The following is a 7,256-nucleotide window of genomic DNA, read 5'->3' on the forward strand; positions in this document are numbered from 1 at the left end:
ATGATTGACGCTGACGCCACTTTGCGTGACGAGGCCCAGCGACTAATCGAACTTGCCTTGGCAGAGGATGTGGGCGACGGGGACATCACCACCACCAGCACCGTACCCCGCGACCTTCGCGGGCAGGCGACGATCATTGCCAAGGCGGAGGGTGTGGTCGCCGGGCAGTTCGTCGCCGAGATGACCTTCGCACACGTGGATGCGCAGGTCAAGTACTGCGCACTGGTTGCCGATGGTTCCCCGGTGACAAAGGGCACAACCGTGGCGCTCATCGAAGGCCCGGTGGCCAGTATCTTGGTCGGCGAGCGGACGGCACTCAACTTCCTCGGGCGGCTCTCGGGTATCGCCACCTTAACCGCCCGCTTTGTGCAGCAGGTGGCGGGGAGCAACGCGCGTATCCTTGACACGCGCAAGACTACCCCTGGCCTGCGCGCTTTGGAGAAGTACGCCGTCCGCTGCGGGGGCGGGCACAATCACCGCTTCGGCCTGTTCGATATGTTCCTCATCAAGGAAAACCACATTCGTGCCTGTGGCTCGCTGAGCGAGGCGGTTCGCCGCTGCATGCAGACCCGCAAGGACCGGCCGGTCAAGATTGAGGTCGAGGCGACGACGCGCGACGAAGTGCTGGAGGCATTGGCTGCCGGCGTGGATCGCATCATGCTGGACAACATGTCCCTGGCGATGATCGCCGAATGCGTGCGGCTGGTCGCTGGCAAAGTGGAGCTGGAGGTGTCGGGCAATGTTTCGCTGGACAACGTAGCCGCGATAGCGCAAACAGGAGTGGATCTCATCTCGGTGGGGGCCCTCACGCACTCGGCCCCAGTCCTGGACCTGTCACTTCAGCTTCGCACCCTTGGCCCCGCATAGGAAGGGCACCTTGGCACCCCCGGATAAAACCTTCGAGCGACCTGATGAAGAGCGGGTGGACGAGCGCATCCGCCATAGCCTGGAAGTGCGGCATGCGGGTCGGCTCGTATTCGTGAGCGACGGGAAGTGGCTGCACCCGCTGTTCGAGTTAGAAACCTTCCTCCAGGAGCATACCATTCCGCCAGGAGAGCTGGTCGTCCACGACAAAATCGTCGGTCGGGCAGCGGCGCTCCTCCTGGTCTACCTCGGTGTGTCGCGAGTCGTTGCAGATCTTCTGAGCAGGGGGGGGCAGGAGGTTCTGGAACACTACAAAGTCTCCTATCAATTTGTGACCCTGGTGGACAGGATCCTCTGCAGGACTGAGGAACTCCTTGCCCACGAGCTGGACCCCGCAAGAGCCCATCGGATGCTTCTCGAACTGGCCAGAGGAGGAAGCTCCACTGGGCAACAGCCGCCGTCGCCCTGAGCGCCAACCCTCGGTTGAACGACCTGTTGCACGCAGAGGGGTAGAGTGCAGAGCATGCCGGCTGGAGCACGTGGTAGCCCACGTTTCAGCGCCGGCGACAGTGGAACACGTTTTGCAAGAAGGGAGTTGAACAGTCGGCGCGCTGCCAATGTGGCAAGTAACTAAGACCATGCGTGCCGAAATGGCACTTTGTCTGACAGGGGGAAAGGAGTTGAGCACAGATGGCAGATGAGAAGATACCCAGTCCTTGGGAGATTCAAAAGGACATCAGCGACTATCTGAAGCGAAAGTACGGTGACCGCGTGATCATCCCGCCGCAGCCGGACTTGGCGGGCGACAGCGGGGGCGACCGCACGCAGCGCGAGGAGCCACCCCTCAACATCGATTTTGACCTCAAACCCGAGGAGCTCGAGGCGTATCTGAAGCAATATGTAGTCAATCAGGACGAGGCCATCGAGGTCCTGGCCACCAAGATTTGTACGCACTTCAACCGCATGCGCCTAGAGATGTCGCCCGGAGGCCCGGGTGAGCTGGTGGGCAACATCAAGAACAACGTCCTGATGATTGGCCCGACCGGCGTCGGCAAGACCTTCATTGTCAAGCTTATCGCCAAAAAGATAGGTGTCCCCTTTGTGAAGGGCGATGCAACCAAGTTCAGTGAGACCGGCTACGTTGGGGGCGACGTCGAGGACCTGGTGCGCGATTTAGTCCGGGAGGCTGACGGCAACATTCGCCTTGCCGAATACGGGATCATCTATCTGGACGAAATCGACAAGATTGCCTCCAGTGGCACGGTGTACGGCCCGGACGTGTCCAGGACCGGCGTGCAGCGCAACCTGCTCAAGCTGATGGAAGAATCAGAAGTCGATCTGAAGACGCCCCATGACTTGGCCGCGCAGATGGAGGCTGCCCTGGAGGCGCAGCGCACGGGCAAGGTGACGCGCAAGAAGGTCAACACCAAGAACATCCTGTTCGTGGTCAGCGGCGCTTTTGCCGAATTGGAAGACATCATCCGCAAGCGGCTGAAGCAGCAACCCATTGGCTTCAAGAGCGAAAAGAGCGAACCCCTGGCGGACCTCGACCGGCACGAGCTGCTCAAGATGGTGCGCTCCGAGGACCTGATCAAGTACGGCTTCGAGTCGGAGTTTGTCGGCCGCCTGCCAGTGGTGGTCTGCCTCAACGACCTCAGTGTGGAAGACCTCTATCGGATCGTGAAGAACCCCAACAGCGTGGTCGTGCAGGCGAAGAAGCGCGACTTTATGGCCTATGGCATCGAGCTGGAGTTCGAGGACGAGGCGTTGCGCAAGATCGCAGAGCAGGCGTATGCCGAGCGTACAGGGGCGCGTGGCTTGGTGAGCGCCATGGAGAGAGTCCTCATCAAATTCGAAAAGAAGCTCCCCTCCACCGACATTAAGAAGCTGACGGTCACGGCTGCGATGGTGGAGAATCCTGCCGAGGAGCTCGACAAGCTTCTCAGGCAGCATGCCATTAAAGCAGTGCAGAAGAGGCTTCTTGCGGCAACCGGCGTGGTGGTGACCTTCACGGACAAGGCCATCGAGATGATTAGTCAGATGGCTAAGGAGCAGGATCGCACGTTTGAAGCGGTGTGCAATGAGCTTCTCAAGGACTACGAGTATGGCATCAAGCTCCTTAACCGCCCGGAGTTCAAGGTAGACGAGAAGGTGGTGGCTGATCCAAAAGGCCGGCTCGAAGAGCTCATCAGGGAGGCTTACCACCGCCGGAGTCAGCAGAAGTGAGGTGACCCGACGCCCGCGCAAGAGAGGCGCAACGATTTGGCAGCATGGCAGACGACTCCTTAAAGGCCGGCATGGGCAATGACCGCAGATTAGTGCCCCTGGAGGTCAAGCTTGCCCATCTTCCAGAGCGGCCTGGTGTCTACCTATTCCGCAACAGACTGGGCAAGGTCATCTATGTCGGCAAGGCCAAGAACCTGCGCTCACGGGTCAGGTCCTATTTTGGCAGCAGGCCGAACTCCGAGTCGCCGAAGGTGCAGGCCATGGTGCGCCAGATTCGGGACTTGGAGACGGTGGTCACCGACTCAGAAGTCGAGGCCCTCATTCTGGAGGCGAATCTCGTCAAGGAGTACCGGCCGCGGTACAATATCAACCTCAAGGATGACAAAAGCTACCCGTACCTGAGGGTCACCAACGAACCATTCCCCCGCGTTTTCCCCACGCGCCGCGTTGTGCAGGACGGCTCACGCTATTTTGGCCCCTACACCGACGTGAACGGTCTCCGGGACTTGCTCAAGACCATACGCCGGATTTTCCCCTTGCGGAGCTGTTCCTATGAGCTCACGGAGGAGTCGATCGCACAGGGAAAATTCAAGGTCTGCCTCGATTACCACATCAAGCGGTGCTTGGGTCCATGCGAAGGTCATGTGGGACAGGCCGAGTACGCCCGCGTGGTGGACTATGTCGTGCAGTTCATCGACGGCCGCAGCAACGCGGTCGCTGACGCCCTCCGAGCACGCATGCATGAGCTTGCCGCCCAGCTTCGCTTCGAAGAGGCTGCAAGGCTCCGCGATATCCTTGCCTCACTGGATGAATTCCGCCAGAAGCAGAAGGTGGTCAGCAACTTGGCGCTGGACCGTGATATTCTGGCTACCGCTGTAGCCGGCGATGATGCGTGCGGAGTGGTGTTCAGGGTGCGCGAAGGGCGTTTGGTAGGCCGTCAGCACTTCTACATGTCGGGCGCCGCAGAGGAGTCGTTGGCTTCAGTCACCACTTCGTTCCTGAAGCAATACTATGTCAAGAGCGAGTACATCCCGGGCGAGGTTTTCGTGCCATGCGAGATCCTGGAACAGGAACAAGTGGTGCGCTGGCTTTCGGAGAGGCGCAAAGGCCAGGTGACGCTCAAGATTCCGTCCGAGGGGGAGGACTTGAAGCTGGTGAAGATGTGTCTGCGGAACGCAGAGCTGCTGTTGGGTGAGCTCAAGCTGCAGAAGGCCAGCCAACATGAGCGGGTCTCGCGGGCGGTTGCAGCACTGCAGCAGGACCTTAGTTTGCCCAAGGCTCCCCGGGTGATCGAAGCTTTTGATGTCTCAAATATCAGTGGGAGCGAGGCCGTGGCCTCCATGGTCTACTTTCGAAACGGCAAGCCGGTGAAAAGCCAGTACCGTCGCTTCAGAATAAGGGGCCCCGAGACGCCAAATGACTATGCAATGATGCGCGAGGCCGTGACCCGGCGGTACACGCGATTGCGCAATGAGGGTCAGGAACTTCCCGATTTGGTGCTGGTGGACGGTGGCAAGGGGCAACTGGCGGTGGCGCAGGAGGTGCTCGCCTCTCTCGGCTTGCAGCTGCCCGTGGTGGCGTTGGCCAAACGTCTCGACGAGGTGTTTGTGCCAGGGAGCTCGGAGCCGCAGAACATTCCGCGGTACTCGTCAGGGCTGAAGCTCTTGCAGCGTATCCGCGATGAATCGCACCGCTTCGCCGTCGCCTACCACCGCCTGCTGCGAGACAAGCGCACGCTCGAGTCAGCGCTGGACCTCATCCCGGGCGTCGGTAGTGCGCGGCGGCAGGCTCTGCTCGCCGCCTTCGGCTCTGTGGATGCCCTGCGGCAGGCGAGTATCGAAGAGATCGCCGGCGTACGCGGCATTCCGCGCCGGCTGGCGGAGCGGATCTGGAAAGCCCTGAACGAAGGTGTCGACGACCAGCGTGATGTCTCACCGTGAGGCCTGCGGGGGATCGACCTTAATCGGTGTACAGAAGGAAGGTAGTACGTGGACGGATCTGCAGCGGAGGTGGGAATGATCAGGCACTTTGACCAGTTGGTGGCAGAGGTCCAGAAAGTCGGCCGCAAGAAGGTTGCCGTGGCAATGGCAGACGAGGAAGATGCCATTCGGGCAATAATGCACGCCCGTGCGCAGGGTGTGGCCGAGCCGGTGCTGGTGGGCGAGAAGGAGGCCATCCTGCGGACAGCCGAAGAGGCAGGGCTCGACGTAGCAGACTTGCCGATTGAGCATGCGGAAGGCGAGGCCGGTGCGGTGGCAAAAGCCGTGGAGCTCGTGCGTGCCGGGGCCGCGGATGTGCTCATGAAGGGTCGCTGCTCGACGGCTACCTTTCTCAAGGGCATTCTGGACAAAGAGAAAGGCTTGCGTGGTGCCGGACTACTCTCGCACCTTGCCGCCTTTGAAGTGCCGTCTTACCCCAAGCTGATCCTGATGTCCGATGCCGCGATGAATATCTATCCCGACCTGCAGACGAAAGTGGCGATCGTGCAGAATGCGGTCGCTGTGGCACATCGGCTGGGCATACCCAGGCCAAAGGTGGCGCTTATCGCCGCAGTGGAGAAGGTGAACCACGAAGACATGCCGTGCACCGCTGACGCAGCTGTCATAGCCAAGATGGCCGAACGTGGCCAGATCCAGGGGGCGATTGTCGATGGCCCGCTGGCGGTGGACAATGCCCTGAGCGCTAAGTCCTGCGAGGTGAAGGGCATCGCAAGTCCTGTGGGGGGCGACGCGGACATACTCATCATGCCGACCATTGAGGTGGGCAACTGCTTCTACAAAACCCTCACGGTGCTCGCTGGAGCACGCTGCGCCGGCATCATTGTTGGCGCAAAGGTCCCTGTGGTACTCTCCTCGCGCGCAGACAGCGACGACACGAAATTCCTCTCCATCGCCTTGGCAATCAAAGTCAGCTGAGCAACCCGGGCAGTGGGGTTGCCTTGACAACAAGGTGAACAGGGTGATAGAAGTTTTGCCCCGCCTGGGTTCGCGAGCGCGACGCGCCGGCCTGTAACCCTCCACAAACCAAGGTATGAGTGCGCCAGGCCTTCCCTCTTTGAAGCTGGCAAGGCATTTGCACCATTGCCAAGCGGCAGCGGGGAGAGACCGATCAGGGCTCCCGGCCAAGCCAAAGACAAGAAGAGAGGAGGGTAGGCAGATGAACCGGCCCACATTGGTGATGCTGGCCGCCGTTGCGGCCGTGGCGATGCTGGCAGTGCCAGCCCGCTCATCCATCGACTATTCGATGGCGGTGGAAGTCTGGACCGACCGTGGTGAGGATTTCTTCTACCTGCCTGGCGATCCCTTTCGGGTCTACTTCAGGGCTCCAGAGGATTGCTACCTGGTGCTTTATGAGATAGACACGGAGGGTAACGTCTACCTTCTGTTCCCCGAGCCTTTGGGCAGAGCTTTCTTCGCAAGGGGTGGCCTGGTTTATTGCGTTAACGACCTGGTTGAAGAGGCGGATTTGGCCGTGTTTGGGCCTTCTGGAGTCGGCTACATCGGGGTATTGGCAAGCCCCGTGCCGTTTCGTGTGCCGACTTGGCTGCGGCCACATCCTGCCCTGCGAAGGTGGGTCACTGTGTACCACCGCTGGTACTACCCTCCGGTGGTCGTGGAGCCCTATGTGGCAATATTTCACATCAACGCCAGGATCGCAGAGGGGTGGGGGTGGGGATTGCGGTTCGGTGTGGGGTATTGCTGGTTCTACGTGGAGCGGCGCTACGTTCCGGTCTACCCAATTTGGCATCCACGTTACTGGGAAGTGCGCGTGGTGACGCGCCCGCTCTACGACCGCCTATGGACCCGGCACGATAGCTTCTACCGGCTTCCTCCCCGTAGGGCAGAGGATCACCATGTGCCCAGGCAACCGGAACATCGGTCTCCGGAGCCGCGACCGTTTGAACGCCCGCGGCAGTTCCGCGCCTCGCCAGCGCCAGAACCTCCTTCCTGGGTACAGGCTGCGGACTCCCGCCGCCCTTATGATGGCGGACCGGCAAGGCTTCGACGGGAAGATGGCTCGCGACAGAGGATAGCCCGTGAAGAACCCTCGGAGCAAGGATTTCGGCCAGAGAGGCAGCTGGGACGGCCCGAGTCTCCTCGTCTCTGGGAACGCACCGCTCCCCAGGCGGCGCCGCGCAGCGATGAGGCCGTTCGGTCTCGCCGTCG

At 60.7% G+C, this 7,256-nt stretch carries 6 protein-coding genes; all 6 read left to right on the plus strand.

Annotation, left to right across the window (positions count from 1 at the left end):
- A complete protein-coding gene (nadC, locus tag H5U38_10290; protein MBC7187411.1) occupies positions 1 to 867 on the plus strand; it encodes a carboxylating nicotinate-nucleotide diphosphorylase in 867 nt (288 codons plus the stop codon).
- Between the two features lie 10 nt (positions 868 to 877).
- On the plus strand, positions 878 to 1,333 hold the full coding sequence (locus H5U38_10295) for a DUF1893 domain-containing protein (protein MBC7187412.1): 456 nt from the start codon (positions 878 to 880) through the stop codon (positions 1,331 to 1,333).
- 221 nt (positions 1,334 to 1,554) lie between these two features.
- Positions 1,555 to 3,090 (plus strand): AAA family ATPase, encoded by a 1,536-nt coding sequence (locus H5U38_10300; GenBank protein MBC7187413.1) that lies wholly within the window; start codon positions 1,555 to 1,557, stop codon positions 3,088 to 3,090.
- Between the two features lie 71 nt (positions 3,091 to 3,161).
- The gene (locus H5U38_10305) at positions 3,162 to 5,030 is read left to right on the plus strand and encodes an excinuclease ABC subunit C (protein MBC7187414.1); all 1,869 of its coding nucleotides are present in this window, start codon (positions 3,162 to 3,164) and stop codon (positions 5,028 to 5,030) included.
- 78 nt (positions 5,031 to 5,108) lie between these two features.
- Complete coding sequence (locus tag H5U38_10310; protein ID MBC7187415.1) at positions 5,109 to 6,005, plus strand: bifunctional enoyl-CoA hydratase/phosphate acetyltransferase; 897 nt, start codon at positions 5,109 to 5,111, stop codon at positions 6,003 to 6,005.
- A gap of 241 nt (positions 6,006 to 6,246) precedes the next feature.
- Positions 6,247 to 7,256, plus strand: a 1,010-nt coding sequence (locus H5U38_10315) for a DUF4384 domain-containing protein (protein ID MBC7187416.1), incomplete at its 3' end; no start/stop codon positions are given.

The sequence above is a fragment of the Calditrichota bacterium genome (assembly GCA_014359355.1).
Lineage (GTDB): Bacteria > Zhuqueibacterota > Zhuqueibacteria > JANLFK01 > Oleimicrobiaceae > Oleimicrobium.

Bases quoted from the DNA above. Each gene is read 5' to 3' on its own strand.
- nadC (MBC7187411.1), top strand. From the start codon at position 1: ATGATTGACGCTGACGCCACTTTGCGTGACGAGGCCCAGCGACTAATC.
- H5U38_10300 (MBC7187413.1), top strand. From the start codon at position 1,555: ATGGCAGATGAGAAGATACCCAGTCCTTGGGAGATTCAAAAGGACATC.
- H5U38_10305 (MBC7187414.1), top strand. From the start codon at position 3,162: ATGGGCAATGACCGCAGATTAGTGCCCCTGGAGGTCAAGCTTGCCCAT.